Raw genomic sequence first — 23,785 nt, forward strand, 5'->3', positions numbered from 1 at the left:
CGTCTCACGTCACATGTCACGGATCGGGCCTGCTGGCAGGCTCGTCCGACTCCAACAAGGAGAATCACCATGCAAATGCTGCTGCCGACCATTCGCCGTCAATCGTTTGTTCGCTGGCTCGCGCTGGGACTGCTCACCTCGTTGCTGTCTGCCTGCGGTTACAACGAAATTCAGGTCAAGGACGAAGCGGTGAAGGCGGCCTGGAGCGAGGTCGTCAACCAGTACCAGCGCCGGGCCGATCTGGTGCCGAATCTGGTCAATACGGTCAAGGGCTACGCATCGCACGAGCAATCGACGCTCACCGAAGTGATCAACGCCCGGGCTAAGGCCACGAGCATCACCGTGACGCCCGAGACGTTGAACGACCCCGAGGCATTCAAGCGCTTCCAGCAGGCGCAAGGCGAACTGTCCGGCGCGCTGTCCCGCCTGATGGCCGTATCGGAGAACTATCCGAACCTGAAGGCCGACGGTCTGTTCCGTGACCTGCAATCGCAACTCGAAGGCACGGAAAACCGCATCACTGTCGCGCGCAATCGCTTCATTCAGTCGGTGCAGGACTACAACGTGTACGTGCGCCAATTCCCGAACAATCTGACGGCGAAGATGTTCGGCTACTCGACCAAGCCGAACTTCACGGTGGAAAACGAGAAGGCCATTTCGACCGCACCGGCCGTCAAGTTCTGAGGATTACGCCATGGCCGCCGTCTCTGCCGTCTCCCCGGTCACGTTGGACAGCGGCGGGCTGCCACGGCCCCCGTCGCGCCATTCGATGCCCCCTGACACACGCGTCGGCGCCGTCGGTGGTCAACGACACGCCGCCAAGGGGCGCTTGTTATGGGGGCTCTGGGCGCTCATGCTCGCATGCCTGTGCTGGCTGGCGCTGCCTGCCGGCGCAGAGGCGCTGGTGGCCGTACCTGCGCTCACCGCGCGTGTGACCGACCTCACGGGAACGCTCACGCCGGAGCAACGCAACGCGCTCGAGACACAACTCGCGCAATACGAACAACAGCGAGGCAGTCAGATCTTCATTCTGATGCTGCCGAGCACGGCGCCCGAGACCCTCGACCAGTACAGCATTCGCGTCGCCGACGCATGGAAAGCCGGCCGCAAGGGGGTGGACGACGGCGTCATCATGCTCATCGCGAAAGACAATCCGAACGACCTGCGCAAGATGCGCATCGAAGTCGGGCGCGGCGTGCAAGGCTCGCTCACCGATGCCATCTCCGGGCGCATCTTGCGCGACGTCATGGCGCCGTATTTCCGCAATGGCGACTTCTTTGGCGGACTGGCAGCGGGCGTCGCGGCGGTGCAAGCCGCCATGAACAATGAAGCGCTGCCCGCGCCGAACCTGCCCTCGACACGTGCGCCACACTCGGATCTGTCCGATTTCCTGCCGCTGCTTTTCATCGTCTTCATCATCGCGATGGTGGTGATCATGGAAAGCCGCCGACGCTTCCGTGGCCCCGGCCTGCCGGGGGGCGATCCCAACGATCCGCGCTCGCGCGTGCTCACGGGTCAACGCGGACGCATCGGTGCAGGCGGCTTCGGCGCGGGCCTCGGCGGCGGCCTCGGTGGCGGACTCGGCGGCTGGGGACGTAACGACGGCGGTGGCTTCGGCGGCGGTGGGGGCGGCGGAGGCGGCTTCGGGGGTGGCGGCGGTGGCGGCTTTGACGGCGGTGGCTCGTCGGGGAACTGGTGATAGCAATGACACACGAACCGATCACGATGCAACAGAAGCCGCACGACGTCTCACGCTGGCTGCGCCACCTCGGCACCTGGCGCGCGCACGCCCGGTGGATCTTCCCGGACAAAGCGCTCGATACGCTCGAAGCCGCGATCCGCGAGTCGGAGACGGAACACCGCTGCGAAATCCGCCTGGTGATCGAAGCGGCGATGCCGCTCGCTGCGGTATGGCAAGGTCATACGTGCCGTCAACGCGCCGTTCACCTGTTCCGCCAACTTGGCGTCGCCCATACCGGCGAGCGCACGGGCATACTGCTGTACATCAACATCGCCGATCACGATATCGAGCTGATCGCCGACAAAGGCGTCAATGCGCTGGTGCCCGCCCGCACGTGGGACACCGTCGTTACGCAAATGAGCGCCGGCTTTCGTGACGAACGTTATGTCCAGAGCGTGCTCGACGCGCTGAACACCCTGCGCGGCATTGCGCGCGAATCCCTGCCGGCCCATGCCGGCGCAGCGCCGGACAATGCACTGACCGACCGGCCGCTGATGATCTGACGTCTCATGTTTTCCGAACAGGATTTTGCTTACATGCGCCGCGCGCTGGCGCTTGCCGAGCGCGCAATGTTCACCACCACGCCGAACCCGCGCGTCGGCTGCGTGATCGTGCAGGACGGCCGCGTCATCGGTGAAGGCTTCACGCAGCCCGCCGGTCAGGACCACGCCGAAGTGCAGGCCATGAAAGACGCTCGCACACGCGGCGAGTCGCTACGCGGTGCAACGGCTTACGTCACGCTGGAGCCGTGCAGCCACTACGGCCGCACACCGCCCTGCGCGAAAGGGCTGATCGAAGCCGGCGTGAAGCGCGTGATCGCCGCAATGGAAGACCCGAACCCCCTCGTGGCAGGACGCGGCCTGACCATGCTGCGCGACGCCGGCATCGAGGTGCGTTGCGGACTGCTGGAGCAGGAAGCGCGCGAGATGAACATCGGCTTTGTCGCACGCATGGTGCGCGGCACGCCCTGGGTACGGTTGAAAGTGGCCGCGAGCCTCGACGGCAAGACCGCACTGAACAATGGCGTCAGCCAATGGCTCACCGGCCCCGCAGCGCGCGCCGATGGCCATGCGTGGCGTGCGCGGGCGTGCGCCATTCTCACCGGCATCGGCACCGTGCGTGAAGACGACCCGGCGCTCACGGTGCGCGAGGTCGAGACGACGCGTCAGCCGCTGCGCATCGTCGTCGATTCCCATCTGGATATTTCCCCGACTGCCAAAGTCCTCGCGAACGGCAACGCGCTCGTGGTCTGTGCGAATGGCGCGCCCGACCGGGTGTCGCGTCTGCACGATCTGGGCGTGGAAGTCCTCGATCTGCCCAATCCGAATGGCAAGGTGGAATTAGCCGCCCTGTTGCGCACGCTGGGCGAGCGTCAGCTCAACGAAATTCACGTGGAAGCCGGCTACAAGCTCAACGGCTCGTTGCTGCGCGAGGGCTGTGTCGACGAGTTGCTGACGTACCTCGCGCCGTGCATCGTCGGCGATGCGCAGGGCATGTTCAACTTGCCGGCATTGACGTCGCTCGACGACAAGCTCACGCTCGGCTTCACCGATGTGCGCATGATCGAGAGCGATCTGCGCATCATGGCGCGCTTCAGGCGCGACTGAACCGGCATTGGATTGGGATTGAAAAAACGGGGCGTACCCATAGGTGCGCCCCGTTCTTCTTTGCAGGACCGAAACCCGGCCCTGCCATCCCCTTCGGCCGTTCGCTCAGACGTGGAAACCCACGCGGCCAAGCGACTCCATTTCGACCGACACATACTGTCCCGGCTGGATGTACTCGGCCGGCGTTGCCCCGCCTGCCATCACGATCCAACCGGCTTGCAACGGCTCGCCGGCGGCTGCCGACAAACGCGCCGCCGCCACCAGCGAGCGCAGCGGATGCCCGAGCAGCGCCGCCGTCGAACCGACTTGCACGGTGCGGCCATTGATCGTCATCGCCAATCCCAGATTCGAGAAGTCGACGTGCGGATCGTGCCAGGCACCGATCACGAAGCCACTCGACGATGCGTTATCCGCAATCACTTCCGGCAACGTGAACTTGAAGTCCTTATAGCGCGAATCGATGATCTCGATGGCCGGCGCAATCGCTTCGACGGCGGCAAGCGCCTGCGGCCCCGTGACGTTGCCCTCGAGCGGCTTCTTCAGAATGAAGGCGATCTCCGGCTCGACACGCGGATGCACATAGCGCTTGAAGTCGATGGACGTGCCCTCTTCGACCTGCATGCCGGACGTGAGACGCCCCCAGATCACGTCGGACAGCCCCATCTGAATCATCTTCGCGCGGCTGGTGAAACCCATCTTTACGCCGACGCGCGTTTCACCGCGCTGCGCACGCCGCGCGAGCGATGCGGCCTGAATGGCGTAGGCGTCGTCGAGCGACAGACGGTTCTCGGTATCGAACTGCTCCACCTCGTGCGCGAAGTGCGCCGCGTCGTCGAGCAGCTTGGCGTAGTCTTGAATGTGGCTCATCGTGCCGCCTCGCTGACAGGGTCGAACACGGCGCGGACCGAGCCCAGGCCGTTGATACGGGTTTCGAAAATATCGCCGGGCGTGACCGCGGCCATCGGGCCGAGCGCGCCGGAGAGCACCAGATCGCCCGCCTTGAGCGGCGTGCCCACCGCCGCCATCGTGCGGGCGAGCCACACCACGGCGTTGATCGGGCTGCCCAGACAGGCGGCGCCAGCGCCCACCGACACCGGCTCGCCGCGACGCTCCATCACCATGCCGCACATCCGCACGTCGAACTCAGAGAGTCGCTTCGGCGTGTTACCGATCACATAGGCCGACGACGACGCGTTATCGGCAATCGTGTCGGTGATGCGGATGTTCCAGTCGGCCACGCGGCTGCCGACGATCTCCAGCGCGGGCAACGCGTACTCGATGGCGTTGATGACGTCGAGCTGTCCGGGGTTATCGACGTTCAGATCGCGGCCGATGACAAAGGCGATCTCGGCTTCGATCTTCGGCTGCGTGAGGATCGACGCCGGAATCGGCTCGCCGTCACCGTAGCCCATGTCGTCAAAGAGCATGCCGAAATCGGGCTGATCGACGCCAAGCTGCTTTTGCACGGCAACCGACGTGAGGCCGATCTTGCAACCGACGATACGGCGCCCGGCGGCCAGACGCCGCTCGGTATTGATGCGTTGGATGGCGTAAGCGTCGTCGATGCTCAGCGGTGCGTAGGTCTCGCGCAACGGCGCGATGAACTGGCGTGAACGCTCGGCTTCGAGGAGCGCGTCGGCCGCCTGCTGGAGACGTGCCTGCGTGGCGGCGTCGCGGGGTGTGCTCGCCGTCATCACGCGCCTGCCTTGGCCGGCGCGGCCGGCTCGTCCTTGGTGCGCTCGCCCACGGCCCAGTGCGCCGCCGGCACCTGCGTGGCATATACGCGAATCGACTCGAGCGGTGCGCCGAGCGTTTCATGCACGGTGCGCGCCACGGCCTTCACGCAAGCCTTCACGGTGGCGTCGTCGCGACCTTCCACCAGATTGATATGTACGATTGGCATGCTGCTGTCCCCTGAAAATGCCGAAAAGAGAGCCTTCGGACCCCATGATGCGCGCACCTCGGGGATACCGTCCAATACCAAATTTCGAGTTTCCGATACCATTTCGGTATTGAGATATGGCGCTGATCGCGGCGTCGGGACGGGATTTCCATGGACATCAAGCAGATGCGGTACTTTCTTGCCGTCGCGCAGGAAGGGCATTTCGGACGGGCGGCGGAGCGGCTGAATATGGCGCAGCCGCCGCTGACCCGGCATATCCACGCCCTCGAAGCGCAATTGGGCACGCCGCTTTTCGTGCGCACGCCCAAGGGCGCCACACTCACCGCGGCCGGGCAGACGCTGCTCGCCGAAGTGCCGAACATTCTGGCGCTGGCGCGTCGCGCGGAAGAACAGACGCGTCTGGCTGGCGAAGGCTATATCGGACGTCTCGATGTCGGCATCTTCAGCTCCGGCATTCTCAACGTCATTCCACGGTTGCTGGCAGGCTTTCATACCGAGCGCCCCGAAGTGAAGATCGGGCTGCACAACCTGTCCAAGACCGAGCAGATCGCGGCGCTGCGCGAACGGCGCATCGCCATCGGCTTCAACCGCCTGATTCCGGATGAGCCGGATCTCGTCGTCGACTGGATTCACCGGGAGCCGTTTCTGGTGGCGCTCTACGAGGGGCATCCGCTATGCGAGCGTGCCTCGCTGACGCTGGCCGACCTCGACAACGAGCGCATGATTCTCTATCCGAATGCGCCGGTCCCCGGACTCGCCGAAGAGGTTGCCGCCGCGTTCCGTGCCGAGGGTGTGGTGCTACGCGTAGAGCAGGAAGTGGAAGACGTGGTGACGTCGATCGCGCTGGTGGCGAGCCGCTTCGGCGTGTGCGTGACGACGGAATCGGCCGCGAACCTTCGCCTGCCCGGCGTGGTGTACCGGCCGCTGAAATCTCAGCGTCTGCGCTCCATCGAACTGAACTGCATGTATCGCCGAGACGACGACTCCCCGATTCTGGCGGCCTTTCTGGCGCTGATGCGGCGCTCACGCAATCAACGCCACGCGCTGACGATGTAGTCAAGCCGCATATCCGTCGATATATGCCATCGGATGCAAAGCATCACAATTGGATTCCAATGAATTGCAGATTGTATCCAAAACGTCCTATTCGATTCTCGACGCCGCCGATTCAACATGGCCCCGATTTGCGGATTTGAATCGATTTGCGTGCGTTTTTCATCTGCGTAGTACTACGGAGTTTCGCTGTGAGGACTCTTATTTTTTTCTTCTGACCCCGCCAAGATCGTTTGTTTATGCGGGTCTTCGAGGCATCGGGGATACCTGTTTCAATTGGGCTGCGTATTACGCTACTATTGCGCATCGTTCAGGCCAATGACGGCATGAATGATCCAATACCGACAGGTTTAGCAGTCGATCAAGACCACCGCACGCTCGGGTAGTCAAAAAATACAAATCAAGGAGATGTCCACAATGCAGTTCCGTCACAAATCCCTGTTCGTCGCCGCTGCTCTCGCCTTCATTGGAACGACCGCCAACGCCGAGACCGTCAAGATCGCCATCGCCGGCCCGTTCAGTGGCTCGGTTGCCCAATACGGCGACATGGTCAAGGCCGGTGCCCTGACCGCCATTGAAGAAATCAACGCGGCAGGCGGTGCGAATGGCAACAAGCTGGAAGCCGTGATGATGGACGATGCATGCGAGCCGAAGCAGGCCGTCGCCGTCGCCAACAAGATCGTCAGCCAGAAGATCAAGTATGTGATCGGTCACGTGTGCTCGGGTTCGACGATCCCGGCATCGGACATCTACGAGAACGAAGGCGTGGTGATGATTACGCCGTCGGCGACCGCGCCGCAACTGACCGAAGGCAAGAAGCGTCACTTTATCTTCCGCACCATCGGTCGTGACGACCAGCAAGGTCCGGCAGCCGCCCAGTACATCATCAGCAAGGTCAAGCCGAAGAAGGTTGCCGTGCTGCACGACAAGCAGTCGTATGGCCAGGGCATCGCCACCTCGGTGAAGAAGGACCTCGACGCCGCCAAGGTGCCGGTCGTGCTGTTCGAAGGGATCAACGCCGGTGACTCGGACTACTCGGCGGTGATCACCAAGCTCAAGTCGCAAGGTGTGGACTTCGTGTACTTCGGCGGCTATCACCCGGAAATGGGCCTGCTGCTGCGCCAGGCGCGTGAGCAAGGCGTGAAGGCCACGTTCATGGGTCCGGAAGGCGTGGGCAACAAGGACGTGACGGCAATCGCCGGCCCGGCCTCGGAAGGCATGCTCGTGACGCTGCCGGCCGACTTCGCTGCCGATCCGGCCAACGCCAAGCTGGTGAAGGCATTCGCCGACGCCAAGCGCGATCCGAACGGTCCGTTCCAGATGCCGGCTTACACGGGCGTGCAACTGATCGCCAAGGGCATCGCCGGCGCGAAGAGCACCGACTCGGAAAAGGTCGCCAAGTACCTCCACGCCAACACGTTCGACACGCCGATCGGCAAGGTTGCGTATGACGCAGCCGGCGATCTGAAGTCGTTCAAGTTTGTGGTGTTCACGTGGCACAAAGACGCCACCAAGACCGCCGCCAACTGATTCCCTGACGCTTTACCGGCCAGCGAATCACCCCCAGCCGCCCGCCGACCCCGGCGGGCGGCGCGCATTCGCGCTCGGCCCCCGCTCGTCGCGAGGCTTCCCGCATGAACGAATTTTTTCCACAGCTCGCCCAGCAACTGGTCAATGGCCTGACGCTGGGTGCGATCTACGCGTTGATTGCCATTGGCTACACAATGGTCTACGGCATCATCGGCATGATCAACTTTGCCCACGGCGAGATCTACATGATCGGCGCCTATGTCGGGCTTGTCACACTGACTGCCATTGGTGCAGCGGCGGGTTACCCCTTGCCGCTCGTGCTGGGGGCAGCGCTGCTGGTATCGGTGCTGGTCACGGGCCTTTACGGCTTCGCGATCGAGCGGGTGGCGTATCGCCCGCTGCGCGGCGGACCGCGTCTTGGACCGCTGATCTCCGCGATCGGTATGTCCATCTTCCTGCAGAACTACGTTCAGATCGGTCAGGGCGCGCGTGATGTGTCCGTGCCGATGCTGATCTCGGGCGCGATCGATATTCCGATGGGCGACTTTACCGTCACCATTCCCTACGCTCGCATGCTGATCGTGGGGGTGACCATCGCGCTGATGATTCTGCTCACACTGTTCATCGCCAATTCACGCATGGGCCGTGCCTGCCGTGCCTGCGCAGAGGACATGCGCATGGCCAACCTGCTCGGCATCGATACGAATCGCGTGATCTCGTTCACGTTCGTGCTCGGCGCCATGCTCGCCGCCGTGGGGGGCGTGCTGATCGGCCTGACGATTGGCAAGCTCAATCCGTACATCGGCTTCATCGTCGGTATCAAAGCCTTCACGGCGGCGGTGCTGGGCGGTATCGGCAGCATTCCCGGCGCCATGCTGGGCGGTGTGCTGCTGGGGCTGGCAGAGACGCTCGCTTCGGGCTACATGCCCTCCGAGTACAAGGACATCGTGGCGTTCTGCCTGCTGGTACTGGTGCTGCTGTTCCGCCCGACCGGCCTGCTGGGCAAGCCCGACGTCGAGAAAGTCTGAGGTCGACCATGACACAACAACTCACGCTCAAGTCCGGTGCCGCCAACCGTGCACCGGCAGGCGACACGCTCAAGGGTGCGGTCATCGCCGCGCTCGTGACGATCGTTCTTACGGCCCCCATCCTTGGCCTGCAACTGAAGCTCGATGGCTATCGGGTGGTGCTCGAACAACACTGGCGTCCGGTCTGGATCGCCACCGCCATCGTCTTCGTGTTCCAGTTGCTCAAGCCGCTCCTGCTGCGCTCCAAGCGTGCGGTCAAGCTGCCGACCATGCCGGCGATGGGACGTCGTCAGCAACTGACCGCGATGTGGGTGCTGCTCGCCGTCGGACTCGTGTGGCCGTTCATCGGCTCGCGCGGCGCGGTGGACGTGGCCACGCTCGCCCTGATCTACTGCGTGCTCGGCCTTGGCCTGAACATCGTCGTGGGCTTCGCCGGCCTGCTCGATCTGGGCTATGTCGGTTTCTACGCCGTCGGTGGCTATACGTATGCCCTGCTCAACCAGTACTTCGGCCTGACCTTCTGGGAATGCCTGCCGCTCGCGGCGCTCATGTCGGCCACGTTCGGTTTCCTGCTCGGCTTCCCGGTGCTGCGGCTGCGCGGCGACTATCTTGCGATCGTGACGCTGGGTTTCGGCGAAATCATTCGTCTGCTGCTGAACAATCTGACGAGCATTACCGGCGGTCCTGACGGCGTGTCGGGCATCCCGAAGCCCACCGTGTTCGGGTTGGAGATGGCGCGCTCGTCGAGTGTCGAAGGCGCGAAAACGTTCCATGAACTGATCGGCCTGCCCTACAGCGGCTCGCACATGGTGATCTTCCTCTACCTGCTCGCGTTTGCCCTGGTGGGCTTCACGCTGTTCGTCACGAGCCGCCTGATCCGCATGCCGATCGGCCGCGCGTGGGAAGCACTGCGCGAAGACGAAATCGCATGCCGATCGCTCGGTCTGAACCCAACGCGAATCAAGCTCTCCGCCTTCACGCTGGGCGCCTCGTTCGCAGGCCTCGCCGGCGCGTTCTTTGCCGCGCGTCAGGGGTTGGTCACGCCCGAATCGTTCACGTTCATCGAATCGGCACTGATCCTCGCCGTGGTGGTGCTCGGCGGCATGGGCTCGCAGATCGGTGTGATTCTCGCGGCCATCCTGCTCACGATCCTGCCGGAAGTCGCGCGCGACTTTGCGGAATATCGCATGCTGATTTTCGGTCTGGTGATGGTGCTGATGATGATGTGGCGTCCGCAAGGTCTGCTGCCCGCCACCCGCCCGCATGTGGAGTTGCCGCAATGAGTGCAGAACTGTTGAAACTCTCCGGCCTGCAGATGCGCTTCGGCGGTCTGCTCGCCGTCGACGGCGTCGCGTTCGACGTCCGCAAGAACGAAGTCTTCGCCATCATCGGCCCGAACGGGGCAGGCAAGACGACGGTGTTCAATTGCGTTGGCGGCTTCTATCGCCCCACGGGCGGTTCGATCGTGCTGGACGGCGATAACATCACCGGCCTGCCGAGTCACATGGTGGCCCGACGCGGTCTCGTGCGTACCTTCCAGAACATCCGTCTGTTCCGGCAATTGACGGTCGTGGAGAATCTGCTCGTCGCGCAGCACATGCGTGTACACAGTGGCTTCCTGCAAGGGCTGTTCTCGACGGGGGCGTTCCGTCGTGCCGAGCGCACCGCACTCGAGCGCGCCAAGATGTGGCTCGACCGCCTGGGGCTGAGCGCCGTGGCTAACCGCGAAGCGGGCACGCTGTCTTACGGGCATCAGCGACGTCTCGAAATCGCGCGCTGCATGATCACCGAGCCACGCCTGCTCATGCTCGACGAACCGGCTGCCGGCCTGAACCCGCAGGAGAAGGTCGAGTTGCAGCAGCTCGTCGACAATCTGCGTCACGAGTTCAACATCTCGGTATTGCTCATCGAGCACGACATGAGTCTGGTGATGGGCGTGTCAGACCGGATTCTCGTGATGGAACACGGCAAGCCGATCATGACCGGCAAGCCCGACGAGGTGCGCAACGACCCGCGCGTCATCAAGGCCTACCTCGGGGAGGAATAATGCTGAAGCTGGAAAAGATCCATACCCACTACGGGGCCGTCGAAGCGCTTTGCGGCGTGTCGATCGAAGTGAACAAGGGCGAGATCGTTACGCTCATCGGCAGCAACGGCGCTGGCAAGACCACGCTGATGATGACGGTATGCGGCACGCCGCGTGCATCGAGCGGACGCGTGATGTTCGAGGGCAACGACATCACTGCCTGCCCAACGCACGAAATCATGCGCAAGGGCCTTGCGATTTCGCCGGAAGGCCGCCGCGTGTTTCCGAGTCTGACCGTGATCGAGAATCTGAAGATGGGCGGCTTCTTCGCCTCCAGCGACGAGATCGAAGCCGGCATGGACCACGTCTTCAAGCTATTCCCGAGACTCGCGCAACGCGGCAAGCAACGCGCCGGCACGATGTCGGGTGGCGAACAGCAGATGCTGGCCATCGGGCGGGCACTGATGAGTCGTCCGCGTCTGCTGCTGCTCGACGAACCGACGCTCGGTCTGGCGCCGCTCGTCATCGCACAGATCTTCGACATCATTCGTGCGATCCGCGAAGAAGGCGTCACGGTGTTTCTGGTGGAGCAAAACGCGAACAAGGCGCTGCACGTGGCCGATCGTGGTTATGTGCTCGAGACCGGTCGCGTGGTGCTCGCCGATTCGGCCGACAACCTGCTTGCGAACGACGACATCAAACGCGCCTATCTCGGAGCATGAGGTTGCAGCCTACGAGGTAGGCTGCCGTCGCTAGCTGCCGAAAGCAAAAAAAGGACGCGCCCGAAGGCGCGTCCTTTTTTCATGCAGCGGCGAAGCCTTCGCGGGCGTCGCCCCGCCGCATCCCCCATCACGTCATCAGTTCGACCAGTTGATCGAGCGCCTTGCCCCAGCCGTCGTGGAAACCCATGGCCTCGTGCTGCGCGCGCGTCGCTTCGTCGCCATGAATGGCAATCGCGGTGTAGCGCGTGCCCTTGCCTTGCGTCTCCATCAATACTGCCGCCGTGAAATGAAAGCCACCATGCTCCGCCACCGGTGCTGGCGCCGGACGGAAACCCGGCAGAACCGCATTCGTCCAGACCAACCGCGAGTTCTCCACGACTTCCAGATAGCACCCGTCATTGGGGAACTGCTGCCCCTCGGGCGAGCGCATGACGGTGTGGAACAGTCCCCCGGGGCGCAGATCGATTTCGCATTCGATGGTCTGCCACGGCGCTGGCGTGAACCACTTCTTGACGTGCTCCGGCTGCGTCCACGCCGCCCAGACACGCTCGCACGGCACATCGACGTAACGCTCAAGCACCAGATCCAACTTCGGGTCGATCGAGAAAAGGTTGGCACGGCTCATGTTCATGTCTCCTTCATCTGCAGCAGATAACTATCGAGTTGATCGAGGCGGCGCGTCCACTTGTCGCGCTGCAACTGGAGCCAATCCTGCGCACCGGCCAGTGTCTCCGTCTCCAACGCGTAGGTACGCACACGCCCGTTTTTCCGTGAGACGACCAGACCGCTCTCCTCCAGCACGTTCAAATGCTGCGAGAACGACGGTAACGCCATCGAGAACGGGCGCGCCAGCTCGCTCACCGAGGCAGGGCCGAGCGTCAGACGCTCGACGACCGCCCGTCGCGTGGGGTCGGATAGCGCTTGAAAGATCCGGTCGAGGGGGATGGATTGGTTAGCCATGTGCCTAACTATAGTCACGCAAATTACTTAGGTCAACACCTTTGTATTGAGAATCCTCCGACCGATAGCAAGCCGAACTCCGATTCCCTGCGTCGATTCTTCCGAGATCCGATTCAGATACCGTCGGAATTGTCTGTGTCGGCCGATTTTCCGGGGGCTTCGGCGCGAGATTCGGCCGCAGCCGTGCACCGGCTTGGCGTAGAATAGAGCCTTTCCAAATTCAGCCCCCGCGTTGTCCGCTATGCCGTTGGCCACTACAGAAGAAATCATTGCCGAGCTGAAGGCCGGTCGCATGGTTGTCCTCGTTGACGAGGAAGATCGTGAAAACGAGGGCGATCTGGTCATGGCGGCCGAGTTCGCGACGCCCGAGGCCATCAACTTCATGGCCAAGTACGGCCGCGGGCTGATCTGCCTGACACTCACGCAAGCGCGTTGCAAGCAGCTCAACCTGCCGCTGATGACCTACCGCAACGGCACCCAGTACGGCACCGCATTCACGCTGTCGATCGAGGCGGCCGAAGGCGTTACCACGGGCATCTCGGCGGCCGATCGTGCGCATACGGTCAAGACCGCCATTGCACACGAAGCGCGCCCGGAAGATATCGTTCAGCCGGGTCACGTGTTCCCGATCATGGCGCAGCCCGGCGGCGTGCTGGTGCGCGCGGGTCACACGGAAGCCGGTTGCGACCTGACGGCAATGGCTGGCCTCACGCCTGCCGCCGTGATCTGCGAGATCATGAACGACGACGGCACGATGGCGCGTTTGCCGCAGTTGATGGAGTTCGCGGAGCAGCACAACATCAAGATCGGCACGATCGTCGATCTGATTCACTACCGCAGCCGTACCGAATCGATGATCGAGACGGTCGCAACGCGCGAAATGCAAACGGCCTGGGGCACCTTCCAGGCAACGTTGTATCGCGATAAACCGAGCGGCAATCCGCATCTGGCGCTGGTACGCGGCACGCCGACCCCGGCTGACGAGACGCTCGTGCGCGTGCACGAGCCGCTTTCGGTGCTCGATCTGCTCGAAACCGGCGTCTCGACGCACTCCTGGACGCTCGCTAGCGCCATGCAAGCAATTGCCGAGGCAGGCAAGGGCGTGGTCGTGCTGCTCAATTGCGTGGAAACGCCGGATCACCTGTTCAACCAGTTCGAAGCGCTCGACGAATCCGAGAAGGCCGCGCGTGCCAAGCGTCGCCCGGTGGACTTCCGTACGCACGGCGTTGGCGCGCAAATCCTGCGCGAGCTGGGCGTCGGTAAAATGCGAGTGCTTTCGAGCCCGCGCAAGATCCCCAACATGGCAGGTTATGGCCTGGAGGTCACCGGTTTCCAACCGATGCCCGGCGCCGAAACCGCCTGAGTATTTCCGTATCGATCTCTGCCGGCAACTGGCGGCGGAGATCATCTTGCCGAGCATTGCCCGTCTCGGGCATGTCGGCACAACGTTGGCCGCACCGCCTGGACGGTACTTTTTTAGAGGAAGCCCATTATGGACATCGGACAATACCAGCCGGAACTCGACGGTGAAGGCCTGCGCGTGGGTATCGTGCAAGCACGATTCAACGACGCTGTTTGTACGGCGTTGCGCAGTGCCGCTGTGGCTGAACTCGACCGCCTTGGCGTCGATGGCGAAGACGTGCTGCTCGTGACGGTGCCCGGCGCGCTGGAAATTCCGCTGGCATTGCAGAAAATGGCCGAAAGCGGCCAGTTCGACGCACTCATCGCGCTCGGCGCGGTGATCCGTGGCGAGACGTATCACTTTGAACTGGTGTCGAACGAAAGCGGCGCCGGTATTTCGCGCATCGGTCTCGATTTCGGTATCCCCATCGCCAACGCGGTGCTCACGACCGAAAACGACGAACAGGCCGAAGTGCGTGCCGCCGAAAAGGGCCGCGATGCAGCCCGCGTGGCGGTGGAAATGGCCAATCTGCTCGAAGCCATCGACATGCTCAGTGGCGACGAAGGATCGGATGAAGACGAAGACGAAGAAGAGGAAGATCGGTAATGAAGAGTGCTCGCCGCCGCGCACGCGAATTTGCGCTGCAAGGGTTGTATCAATGGCTGCTCTCGCGCGACCACGCGGGTGAGATCGATGCGCACCTGCGCACCACCCCTGGCTACGACAAGGCTGACCGTGCTCACCTGGACGCGCTGCTGCACGGCAGCATCCGGGAAGCGGACGCCTTGTCGCAGCAACTCCAGCCGTACCTGGACCGCCCGGCCGCCGAACTGTCGCCGGTCGAACACGCCGTACTCGTCATTGGTGCCTACGAACTGATTCACCACCTGGACATCCCGTACCGCGTGGTCATCAACGAAGCCGTCGAACTCGCCAAGACGTTTGGCGGCGTCGAAGGCTTCCGCTACGTGAACGGTGTCCTCGACAAGTTCTCGGCAGAAGTGCGTCCGGACGAAGTCGCAGCGAACCGTAACGGCGGTCGCGGCAAAAGCGCCTGACGCTCAGCAAGGTGTCTCGGGCCAGCCGCCTGAAGACACCTGCCGCCAGATAGGCCCGACGGGGTCGTTGTCCACCCCGCAGCGCCTACCTGGCCTACCCGGCCAGCCCCTCATCCACTCGTTCCCGTCTCCCCCCGACATCATGGACCGCACCCCTGACCTCACCCCCGCCTCGCTCAAACTCGCGCAACGTGTCGACGACATCGCCCCGTTCCACGTGATGGAGCTAGCCAAGCAAGCGGCGCTGCGGGAGAAGGCGGGACATCATGTGATTCACATGGGGATCGGCGAGCCGGATTTCACGGCGCCCGAGGCGGTGATCGAGGCGGCAGCGAAAGCCATGCGCGATGGGCGCACGCAATACACCGGCGCCATGGGCATCCCCGCACTGCGCGAGGCCATCGCCGGTTACTACCGAAACCACTACGGGGTCGACGTCGATCCGTCGCGGATCGTGGTGACGGCCGGCGCATCGGCCGCGCTCGTGCTGGCTTGCGCCGCTCTCGTTGGCGTGGGCGACGAAGTCCTGATGCCCGATCCCTGCTATCCGTGCAACCGCCATTTCGTCTCGACGTTCGACGGCAAGCCGGTCCTGATCCCCTCGGGCCCGGCGGAACGCTTCCAACTGACGGCCGAGCGTATTGAATCCCATTGGGGCCCGGCGACGAAGGGCGTGCTGCTCGCCTCGCCGTCGAACCCGACGGGCACGTCCATCGAGACGGAGGAACTGTCCCGCATCGTCAAGACCGTGCGTGCACGAGGCGGCTTCACACTGGTCGACGAGATCTATCAGGGGCTCTCCTACGATGGCAAGCCGACAACGGCACTGACTTTCGGCGACGACGTGCTGGTCGTGAGCAGTTTCTCGAAGTACTTCAACATGACGGGATGGCGCCTGGGCTGGCTGGTCGTGCCGCCGTCGATGGTATCGACGTTCGAGAAGCTCGCGCAGAACCTGTTCATCTGCCCGTCTGCCGTGGCGCAACACGCCGCAACGGCCTGCTTCCTCCCGGAGACGCTGGCGATTTACGAATCCCGAAAGGAAGCGTTCCGCGAACGCCGGGATTACATCGCGCCCGCGCTTGAACGTCTTGGCTTCAAGGTGCCCGTGATGCCGGACGGTGCGTTTTACGTCTACGCAGATTGCACTGGCGTATCGCATCCGCACGCCGCCGACAGCGACCGCCTCACGCAGTCGTTGCTCCAGCAGGCAGATGTCGTACTCGTGCCGGGGCTGGACTTCGGTTTTGCCGAACCGCGTCGCTACATCCGGTTGTCTTATGCCACGTCGCTGGCGCAGTTGCATGAGGCAATGGACCGGATCGGAAGGGTCTTCGCGGCGGGCTGACAATCGATAGCGTCGACGAACAGGGAGATACGCGGTCCCCACGCAGCGCGGCGCCACCGGAAAAACAAAAAACCCATCGAATCGCTTCGATGGGTTTTTTGTTGCCTGCGTGCTGCCTCTCTATATAGATAGGCAGCGCGCATGCCGATGACGATTTGCCCGAATGCCATGCGCCGGCCGTGGCGCGCGTCATCCGAGGTCGGTCTCGGATCGTCAGGATCCTTCGATCAGGCAGCGGTGCTGTCGTCGGCCTCGAGCGGCTTGGCCGCCGCAGCGGCCTTACCCGCCGACGTCGACGCTGCCGGCGCAGGCGCCGCCGAGTCGGTCGATTCGTCCGACTTGCCCGCCGAGACCGGCTTTGCCGCCGGCTTGGCGGAACTGACGATCACCGGCGCTTGCGGCGCATTCGGCGAGATCTTGCGGCCCATGGTCACGCCACGCAGACGATCGCGCTCGGCGAGTACCTTGGCGCCATAACCACCATCACCCGTGCTGGTCGAACCGACGTAGAGACGCAAACCACCGGCGAGCGAGCCACCGCGTGCAATGCATTCCTTCAGGATCAACGCACCCACCTTGATATTGGCAAGCGGATGCAGGGCTGCCTCAGGTCCGCCGAAGTACTCAAGCTTGTCCTGATGCACCTTGGACATGACCTGCATGAGGCCCTGCGCGCCCACGGTGCTCTCGGCATACGGGTTGAAGCCCGATTCGATGGCCATCACGGCGAGCAGCAGGAGCGGATCGAGTCCGACTTCCTTACCCGTCGAGTAAGCGGCGCGCACGAGATTGCCCGTCACGTCACCGGCCACGCGATAACGGCGTGCCAGATAGTCGGCGACGGCAATTTGCTCGCGCGTATCCAGCACTTTGGTCGCACGCGCATCGGCGGCCACCCGCTGGTTCGGAATATAAGCGGCGAGGACGGCGGCCGATGGCACGTGTTGTGCCGCTTGCGCCATCAACGTCGCGTCGGACGATGTGCCCTGTGCAACCATGCTGCCGTTGGCGCCCTGCCCGGCCGCATTGGCCGAACCGGTGGCTGCCTCGAGCAGCGGACCCACGCGCGACGCCAGATCGGCGCGCCACGTCGGTCGAGCCCACAGCGCCAGCGTGCCAACCACGGCAACCAGACCGACCGCGCTGGACGTATACAGTCCAACACGACCGCCGTGCCATGCAAGGCGACGCCAATCGCGGCGAGCCGCGGCTACCGTTGCCGCACCGCGTGCGCCAAGCGCACGGACAGCGGCCAGTAGCCAGGGTGATAAACCAGACTTCTTCATACTACGTACTCCGGTTACGCCGTCACCACGGGGTGGCCCCGGGGCGTAAGGAAACGAGCCGACATGCCCGCCAGGCATCCCGTTAAGTGCTCATTTACGGCATATGGAACGAGGCGGTGCATCGCGTTTGTCATTGACGATGCCGCTACCGCCGCAGCGCGCCGACCTGTTCAGGTCCCCGGCGCTGACGAGCTATCGCTCGCGCTGCTTCCTAAAACACTGGCTTCCCGACCTCGGTGAGAAAACCAGCCACTGAAAATCCACGTCGATGTTGTAGTTGTCGCTAAGCTTGAGCGGGTCGGCCTACCCGTCTTCAAAGCCGCCTTTCTGGATTCAACGGGCGGATTGTAGCAGCCACATATAATCCGTCAATACTATGATTAACAAAAATCATTACCAAAAGTAATTTGTAACGGCTGTTTTGCCGTGACGTTCGGGAGCCTTGACCGGTAAAATGCCCTGCCTCACCCCGCGTTTACAAGGGTGCAACCCCGACATTCTGCGAATTCAAACAACCGTTTTCACCGGACGTATGAATTTCGTAAAAATTTTTGGTAACGGTTTGTTTCATGAAATATCTCGATCTTCGTGACTTCACCGCGCAACTGGAGCGATCCGGCCAGCTTCGTCGCGTAGACGTGCCGGTTTCGCCGGTGCTGGAGATGACGGCGCTCGCCGACCGTGTCCTCAAATCGGCAGGCCCCGCGCTGTGGTTTGAACGGCCAACGGGCTACGACATGCCGGTGCTCGCCAACTTATTTGGCACCCCTGAACGAGTGGCGCTCGGCATGGGCATCGACGATGGCGAAAACGCGCTGGGTTCGCTGCGTGACATCGGCCGCCTTCTCTCGACGCTCAAGGAACCGGAACCCCCTCGCGGGTTGAAGGACGCAGGCAAGTTGCTCGGCATGGCCAAGGCTGTCTGGGACATGGCGCCCAAGGAAGTCAGCAGCCCTGTCTGTCAGGAAATCGTATGGGAGGGTGATGACGTCGACCTCGCGCGCCTGCCGATTCAGACCTGCTGGCCCGGCGACGCTGCCCCCCTCATCACTTGGGGCCTGGTCATTACGAAGGGACCTCACCGCAAACGTCAGAACCTCGGCATCTACCGTCAGCAGGTCATCGGCCGCAATCAGGTCATCATGCGCTGGCTCGCTCACCGGGGCGGAGCCCTCGATTTCCGTGAGTTCGCGCAGGCGAATCCCGGCAAGCCGTTTCCGATTGCCGTTGCGCTCGGCGCCGATCCGGCGACGATGCTCGGCGCCGTCACACCCGTGCCCGACACGCTCTCCGAGTATCAGTTTGCCGGTCTGCTGCGAGGCAGCCGCACCGAGCTGGCCAAGTGTCTGACGCCGGGGCTGGAGTCGTTGCGCGTCCCCGCGCGCGCCGAGATCGTGCTTGAGGGCTTCATTTATCCGTCCGAACAAGCCCGCACTATTCCCGACGGCGCCCCGCCACCGCCATCGCGCGGCGCGACAGCGGGTTACGACCACGCCCTCGAAGGTCCCTACGGCGACCACACCGGCTATTACAACGAGCAGGAGTGGTTCCCTGTGTTCACGATCGAGCGCATCACGCTGCGCCGCAACGCGGTCTATCACTCGACGTACACCGGCAAACCGCCCGATGAACCGGCCGTGCTGGGCGTGGCGCTCAACGAAGTCTTCGTCCCACTCCTGCAAAAGCAATTCCCCGAGATCACCGATTTCTATCTGCCGCCCGAAGGTTGCAGCTATCGGATGGCCATTGTGCAGATGAAGAAGGCCTATCCGGGGCATGCCAAGCGCGTGATGTTCGGCGTGTGGAGTTTCCTGCGTCAGTTCATGTATACGAAGTTCATCGTCGTGGTGGACGAGGACGTCGATATCCGCGACTGGAAGGAAGTCATCTGGGCGATCACCACCCGCGTCGACCCGACCCGCGACACCACCCTTGTCGACCAGACGCCGATCGACTATCTCGACTTTGCCTCGCCCAAGGCGGGGCTGGGTTCCAAGATGGGCATCGACGCAACCAACAAGTGGCCCGGGGAAACTTCACGCGAGTGGGGACGTCCCATCGAAATGACCGCCGATGTCGACGCTCGCATGGCGGCGCTATATAAGGATCTCGGCCTGTAAAACCGGCCAGGCAGGGCGAATCGAGAGGCGCGTAATCCGCCGGCGGCCGTCGAGCCGCCGGGATTGCGCGCGCAGCGCCCGTCAATACGGTATGACGTCATGCGGTGCCCATGCGTCAGAAGCCGCGCGCGTCATTGGAGTAAGCTGGCACCCGACACACCGACAAGCCGTATCCGTTTCCGTCCCCCCGCACGACGCGCCCCCCCTGAGCGCGCCGCCCGGTCACCGAGAGGAGAGCTGATCGTGTCATCAACCCGCCAACCTGCGCCCCCTCGCGCATCGGCCAAGGCCCATCCGGCACTGGCCCGTCTGAAAGATCCCGAATTACTCAAGTCCGACGCCTATATTGATGGCGCCTGGACGCCCGCCGACTCGCACGCGACCTTTGTCGTCAACGATCCGGCCACAGACGCCGACATCGCCCATGTTGCCGATCTGGGCGCGAAGGAGACGGAGCGCGCCCTGGTCGCCGCCGAAACCGCGCTGCCCGACTGGCGCCGCAAGACCGGTAAGGAACGTGCGCGCATCATGCGTCACTGGTTCGACCTCATCATGCAGGCGCAGGACGACCTCGGCGCCATCATGACCGCCGAGCAAGGCAAGCCGCTGGCCGAGGCCAAAGGCGAGGTGGCTTATGGGGCGTCGTTCATCGAATGGTTCGCGGAAGAGGCCAAGCGTATCGACGGCGACGTGCTCGGTTCGCCGGAAGGCGACAAGCGCCTGCTGGTACTCAAGCAGCCCATCGGCGTGTGCGCCTCGATTACGCCCTGGAATTTTCCGATCGCGATGATCACCCGCAAGATCGCGCCTGCGATTGCGGCGGGCTGCACGATTGTGGTCAAACCGGCGCGCCTCACCCCGTTGTCGGCATTGGCGCTCGCCGAACTCGCCGACCGCGCCGGGTTGCCCAGGGGCGTGTTCAATGTGGTGACGTCGAAGCACTCGTCGGACGTGGGCAACGTGCTCACCTCGAGCCCGCGGGTACGTCACCTGTCCTTTACGGGGTCCACACCGGTCGGCGCAAAACTCATGGAGCAATGCGCATCGACGATCAAGAAAGTGGCACTCGAACTCGGCGGCCTCGCGCCGTTCCTCGTCTTCGACGATGCGGACGTGGACGCGGCCGTCGAAGGTTGCATCGCCTCAAAGTTCCGCAATGCCGGGCAAACCTGTGTCTGCGCGAATCGCATTTACGCGCAGGACGGCATCTATGACGCCTTCGTCGAGAAACTCACCGCCGCGGTGAGCAAGCTGCGCGTGGGCAATGGGTTTGAACCGGGTGTCGCGATTGGCCCGCTTATCGAAGACGCCGCCGTGACGAAGGTCGAGCGCCACGTTGAAGATGCGCTCGCCAAGGGGGGACGTGTGACCGTGGGCGGCAAAGTGCTGCATGGCCGCTTTTTCGAGCCGACTGTGGTGGCGGACGCCAGCGCCGACATGCTCGTTGCGCAGGAGGAAACGTTCGGCCCGGTCGCGCCGGTCTTCCGTTTCAAGGACGAAGCGGACGGCATTCGTCTGGCCAACGCCTCCGACTTCGGGCTCGCGTCGTACTTCTTCGCCCGCGACGTTGGACGCGTCTGGCGTGTGGCCGAAGGCATCGAAGCCGGGATGGTCGGTATCAACACGGGTCTGATCTCGAACGAGGTAGCACCCTTCGGCGGTGTGAAGCAGTCGGGGCTGGGTCGTGAGGGCTCCAAGTACGGCATCGATGAATACCTTGAAATGAAGTATCTCTGCCTGGCCGGGATGTGAAGGTCATCTGACCCTTTAACACTTTGTAATAGGCGCATTCCCACGTGGAGATCCGCGTCCTGACTGGCTTGCCCGCAATTCTCTGTAACGTCGCCCAACCGGACGCCATCGGGAAAGTGTTACAAAGTCCCACAGAAGCAGGTCGCCTCGGGTAGAATCGCGCTTTTTTCGCGAACGGCGACTCCGACCCCAATTCGGGCAATGCACGCTCCCCCGTGCAGCGCGACATGGGAACGGTCGATATTCGCGAAGCCGATCAACGGAAGTCGTGTCCGTCAGCGCCGCCCCCGCGCCGTCATACGCTTTGTGACGGTGACCGGCCTGCCGGCAGTTTGTCCGCCCTCGCGCAGCGTACCGCCCCGCCCTCATCGGGGCCGGTGCCCTGCTCCCCCCGGGCGTGGAGAAGACATCGAATGGATAACAATCAATCCCTCATGCGCAACATCGGGCCGTTTGCCCTGATGTTGACCGGGCTCGGCTCGATCATCGGTTCGGGCTGGCTGTTTGGCGCCTGGAAAGCTGCCAAGATTGCGGGCCCCGCCGCCCTTCTCGCCTGGATCATTGGCGCTATCGTGATTCTGGCCATCGCACTCACCTACGCCGAACTGGGCGCGATGTTCCCCGAATCGGGCGGCATGGTGCGTTATTCGCGTTATTCGCACGGCAGCCTGGTCGGCTTCATCGCGGCCTGGGCCAACTGGATCGCTATCGTGTCGGTAATTCCGATCGAGGCCGAAGCGTCGATTCAGTACATGAGCACATGGCCATACGACTGGGCGCACAGCCTGTTCGTGGATGGCACACTCACCACGAGTGGCCTCGTGCTCTCGGCGCTGCTCGTGATCGTCTATTTCATGTTGAACTACTGGGGCGTGAAACTCTTCGCTCGCGCCAACACGGCGATCACGCTGTTCAAGTTCGCGATTCCGGCTCTGACGATTGCGGGTCTGATGATTGCGGGCTTCCACCCGGGCAACTTCAATCTGGTGGAGCACGGCGGCTTCGCGCCGAACGGCATGTCGGCTGTACTCACGGCTGTTGCCACGTCAGGCATTGTGTTTGCGTTCAACGGCTTTCAGAGTCCGGTGAATCTCGCAGGCGAAGCACGCGATCCGGGCCGCAGTATTCCGTTCGCGGTGGTCGGCTCGATCCTGCTCGCAACCGTGATCTATTTGCTGCTGCAAGTCGCCTACATCGGGGCACTGACTCCCGAACATCTGGCAGGCGGCTGGCACATGGTGAGCTTCAGTTCACCGTTTGCCGAACTGGCAATTGCCCTGGGCCTGAACTGGCTCGCCATCGTGCTCTACTTCGACGCGTTCCTGAGCCCAAGCGGCACCGGCACCACGTATATGGCCACCACGAGCCGCATGATCTACGCGATGGAACGCAACCGCACGTTGCCCGAAATCTTCGGCCGCGTGCACCCGCTGTACGGCGTGCCACGCCCAGCCATGTGGTTCAATCTGGCGATCTCGTTCATCTTCATGTTCTTCTTCCGTGGCTGGGACTCGCTCGCCGCCGTGATTTCGGTGGCCACGGTGATCTCGTACCTGACCGGCCCAATCAGTGTGATGGCGCTGCGTCGCGCAGCCCCGGAGATGGATCGCCCGCTCCGTCTGCCAGGACTGTCGCTGATTGCGCCGTTCGCCTTCGTCTGCGCTTCGCTGATTCTTTACTGGGCACGCTGGCCACTCACCGGTCAGATCATCGTGCTGGTCGTCGTGGCGCTGCCGGTCTATTTTTACTATCAGGCGAAGGACAAATGGCAAGGCTTCGGCCGCGACCTCAAGGCGTCGTGGTGGCTGATCAGCTATCTGCCCGTGATGGCGCTCTGCTCGTTTATCGGTAGCAAGGAATTTGGCGGTATCGGCCTGCTGCCCTACGGCTGGGACATGGTGATCGTGGCAGCGCTCTCTCTCGCCTTCTATCACTGGGGCGTCAAGGCCGGATGGCGCACGCCCTACCTCGCCGAGGAACGCGAGCAAGACGCAGCCAGCATGGAAGGCATGCCCGCGCTCTCTCACTAAGCTCGTGTTTTTTCTGTCTGTCTTCGGGGGATGCTCTCAACACCTCCCCCCAGACGGACCGGGGCCCCTTTCCGCCTCTCAGACATAAACCCAACTCGCTGCAGAAAGGGGCCCCGGTCCATCCCCCTCCACGCCCTCAGCACTTCCACCGAAACCCTCCCCCTCTTTCAACATTTCACGCTGTTTGGGGGCGTCTTCATTCGCCTTTTTTTTCGGTCT

Annotated in this window: 23 protein-coding genes; 17 read left to right on the top strand and 6 right to left on the bottom strand. The window is 63.0% G+C overall.

Going from position 1 to position 23,785, the window contains the following annotated elements:
- Positions 1–69: 69 nt before the first annotated feature.
- The 4 genes from PI93_RS22435 (at position 70) to ribD (ending at position 3,348) form a co-directional block, all read left to right on the top strand.
- The gene (locus tag PI93_RS22435) at positions 70–684 is read left to right on the top strand and encodes a LemA family protein (protein ID WP_039370161.1); all 615 of its coding nucleotides are present in this window, start codon (positions 70–72) and stop codon (positions 682–684) included.
- A gap of 169 nt (positions 685–853) precedes the next feature.
- Positions 854–1,699: a TPM domain-containing protein gene (locus PI93_RS22440; protein WP_039370247.1), complete on the top strand. Its 846-nt coding sequence runs from the start codon at positions 854–856 to the stop codon at positions 1,697–1,699.
- 5 nt (positions 1,700–1,704) lie between these two features.
- On the top strand, positions 1,705–2,244 hold the full coding sequence (locus PI93_RS22445) for a TPM domain-containing protein (RefSeq protein WP_052240642.1): 540 nt from the start codon (positions 1,705–1,707) through the stop codon (positions 2,242–2,244).
- 6 nt (positions 2,245–2,250) lie between these two features.
- On the top strand, positions 2,251–3,348 hold the full coding sequence (gene ribD / locus PI93_RS22450; RefSeq protein ID WP_039370164.1) for a bifunctional diaminohydroxyphosphoribosylaminopyrimidine deaminase/5-amino-6-(5-phosphoribosylamino)uracil reductase RibD: 1,098 nt from the start codon (positions 2,251–2,253) through the stop codon (positions 3,346–3,348).
- Positions 3,349–3,453: 105 nt separating this feature from the next.
- Here ribD and PI93_RS22455 read toward each other — a convergent pair whose 3' ends face one another.
- The 3 genes from PI93_RS22455 to PI93_RS22465 are packed head-to-tail and all read right to left on the bottom strand — an operon-like array spanning position 3,454 to position 5,251.
- Positions 3,454–4,215 carry a 2-keto-4-pentenoate hydratase gene (locus PI93_RS22455; protein WP_039370167.1) on the bottom strand — a complete coding sequence of 254 codons (762 nt, stop codon included), beginning with the start codon at positions 4,213–4,215 and terminating at the stop codon, positions 3,454–3,456.
- Positions 4,212–5,042, bottom strand: coding sequence for a 2-keto-4-pentenoate hydratase (locus tag PI93_RS22460; protein WP_052240643.1), 831 nt, complete (start codon positions 5,040–5,042; stop codon positions 4,212–4,214). The genes PI93_RS22455 and PI93_RS22460 overlap by 4 nt, the downstream gene beginning before the upstream one ends.
- Positions 5,042–5,251: a tautomerase family protein gene (locus PI93_RS22465; RefSeq protein WP_023597244.1), complete on the bottom strand. Its 210-nt coding sequence runs from the start codon at positions 5,249–5,251 to the stop codon at positions 5,042–5,044. Before PI93_RS22465 ends, PI93_RS22460 begins: the two co-directional genes overlap by 1 nt.
- 150 nt (positions 5,252–5,401) lie before the next feature.
- Between PI93_RS22465 and PI93_RS22470 the strand changes: the two genes are divergently transcribed.
- The 6 genes from PI93_RS22470 to PI93_RS22495 all read left to right on the top strand — a co-directional run bounded on the left by PI93_RS22470 (position 5,402) and on the right by PI93_RS22495 (position 11,610).
- Positions 5,402–6,307 carry a LysR substrate-binding domain-containing protein gene (locus PI93_RS22470; RefSeq protein WP_039370177.1) on the top strand — a complete coding sequence of 302 codons (906 nt, stop codon included), beginning with the start codon at positions 5,402–5,404 and terminating at the stop codon, positions 6,305–6,307.
- Positions 6,308–6,721: 414 nt separating this feature from the next.
- Positions 6,722–7,834 (top strand): branched-chain amino acid ABC transporter substrate-binding protein, encoded by a 1,113-nt coding sequence (locus tag PI93_RS22475; protein WP_039370180.1) that lies wholly within the window; start codon positions 6,722–6,724, stop codon positions 7,832–7,834.
- A 104-nt stretch (positions 7,835–7,938) separates the two neighbouring features.
- On the top strand, positions 7,939–8,862 hold the full coding sequence (gene livH / locus PI93_RS22480; RefSeq protein ID WP_039370182.1) for a high-affinity branched-chain amino acid ABC transporter permease LivH: 924 nt from the start codon (positions 7,939–7,941) through the stop codon (positions 8,860–8,862).
- A gap of 8 nt (positions 8,863–8,870) precedes the next feature.
- A complete protein-coding gene (locus PI93_RS22485; protein ID WP_039370184.1) occupies positions 8,871–10,145 on the top strand; it encodes a high-affinity branched-chain amino acid ABC transporter permease LivM in 1,275 nt (424 codons plus the stop codon).
- A complete protein-coding gene (gene livG, locus PI93_RS22490; RefSeq protein ID WP_039370187.1) occupies positions 10,142–10,909 on the top strand; it encodes a high-affinity branched-chain amino acid ABC transporter ATP-binding protein LivG in 768 nt (255 codons plus the stop codon). Before PI93_RS22485 ends, livG begins: the two co-directional genes overlap by 4 nt.
- A complete protein-coding gene (locus PI93_RS22495) occupies positions 10,909–11,610 on the top strand; it encodes an ABC transporter ATP-binding protein (RefSeq protein WP_039370190.1) in 702 nt (233 codons plus the stop codon). The genes livG and PI93_RS22495 overlap by 1 nt, the downstream gene beginning before the upstream one ends.
- Positions 11,611–11,737: 127 nt before the next feature.
- On the opposite strand, the gene PI93_RS22500 is transcribed toward PI93_RS22495, so the two are convergent.
- Both PI93_RS22500 and PI93_RS22505 read right to left on the bottom strand, forming a co-directional pair.
- Entirely contained in the window at positions 11,738–12,235 is a 498-nt protein-coding gene (locus tag PI93_RS22500) for an SRPBCC family protein (RefSeq protein WP_039375857.1), read from the bottom strand.
- A gap of 2 nt (positions 12,236–12,237) precedes the next feature.
- The gene (locus PI93_RS22505) at positions 12,238–12,570 is read right to left on the bottom strand and encodes an ArsR/SmtB family transcription factor (RefSeq protein WP_039375859.1); all 333 of its coding nucleotides are present in this window, start codon (positions 12,568–12,570) and stop codon (positions 12,238–12,240) included.
- 241 nt (positions 12,571–12,811) lie between these two features.
- Between PI93_RS22505 and ribBA the strand changes: the two genes are divergently transcribed.
- The 4 genes from ribBA to PI93_RS22525 all read left to right on the top strand — a co-directional run bounded on the left by ribBA (position 12,812) and on the right by PI93_RS22525 (position 16,378).
- Entirely contained in the window at positions 12,812–13,933 is a 1,122-nt protein-coding gene (gene ribBA, locus PI93_RS22510; RefSeq protein WP_039375860.1) for a bifunctional 3,4-dihydroxy-2-butanone-4-phosphate synthase/GTP cyclohydrolase II, read from the top strand.
- 129 nt (positions 13,934–14,062) lie between these two features.
- Positions 14,063–14,578, top strand: coding sequence for a 6,7-dimethyl-8-ribityllumazine synthase (gene ribH / locus PI93_RS22515; RefSeq protein ID WP_039375863.1), 516 nt, complete (start codon positions 14,063–14,065; stop codon positions 14,576–14,578).
- Positions 14,578–15,030: a transcription antitermination factor NusB gene (gene nusB / locus PI93_RS22520; RefSeq protein ID WP_039375864.1), complete on the top strand. Its 453-nt coding sequence runs from the start codon at positions 14,578–14,580 to the stop codon at positions 15,028–15,030. Before ribH ends, nusB begins: the two co-directional genes overlap by 1 nt.
- A 142-nt stretch (positions 15,031–15,172) precedes the next feature.
- Positions 15,173–16,378 carry a pyridoxal phosphate-dependent aminotransferase gene (locus PI93_RS22525; RefSeq protein WP_039375865.1) on the top strand — a complete coding sequence of 402 codons (1,206 nt, stop codon included), beginning with the start codon at positions 15,173–15,175 and terminating at the stop codon, positions 16,376–16,378.
- Positions 16,379–16,605: 227 nt separating this feature from the next.
- Here PI93_RS22525 and PI93_RS22530 read toward each other — a convergent pair whose 3' ends face one another.
- Entirely contained in the window at positions 16,606–17,664 is a 1,059-nt protein-coding gene (locus tag PI93_RS22530) for a lytic transglycosylase domain-containing protein (protein ID WP_080759467.1), read from the bottom strand.
- Positions 17,665–18,233: 569 nt separating this feature from the next.
- On the opposite strand from PI93_RS22530, the gene PI93_RS22535 reads away from it, so the two are divergent.
- The 3 genes from PI93_RS22535 to PI93_RS22545 all read left to right on the top strand — a co-directional run bounded on the left by PI93_RS22535 (position 18,234) and on the right by PI93_RS22545 (position 23,566).
- On the top strand, positions 18,234–19,784 hold the full coding sequence (locus PI93_RS22535; RefSeq protein WP_039374849.1) for a UbiD family decarboxylase: 1,551 nt from the start codon (positions 18,234–18,236) through the stop codon (positions 19,782–19,784).
- Positions 19,785–20,027: 243 nt separating this feature from the next.
- On the top strand, positions 20,028–21,536 hold the full coding sequence (locus PI93_RS22540) for an NAD-dependent succinate-semialdehyde dehydrogenase (RefSeq protein WP_039374851.1): 1,509 nt from the start codon (positions 20,028–20,030) through the stop codon (positions 21,534–21,536).
- Between the two features lie 413 nt (positions 21,537–21,949).
- The gene (locus PI93_RS22545; protein WP_039374853.1) at positions 21,950–23,566 is read left to right on the top strand and encodes an APC family permease; all 1,617 of its coding nucleotides are present in this window, start codon (positions 21,950–21,952) and stop codon (positions 23,564–23,566) included.
- The last annotated feature ends 219 nt before the right edge of the window (positions 23,567–23,785 follow it).

It is taken from the genome of Pandoraea fibrosis (assembly GCF_000807775.2).
Classification (GTDB): domain Bacteria; phylum Pseudomonadota; class Gammaproteobacteria; order Burkholderiales; family Burkholderiaceae; genus Pandoraea; species Pandoraea fibrosis.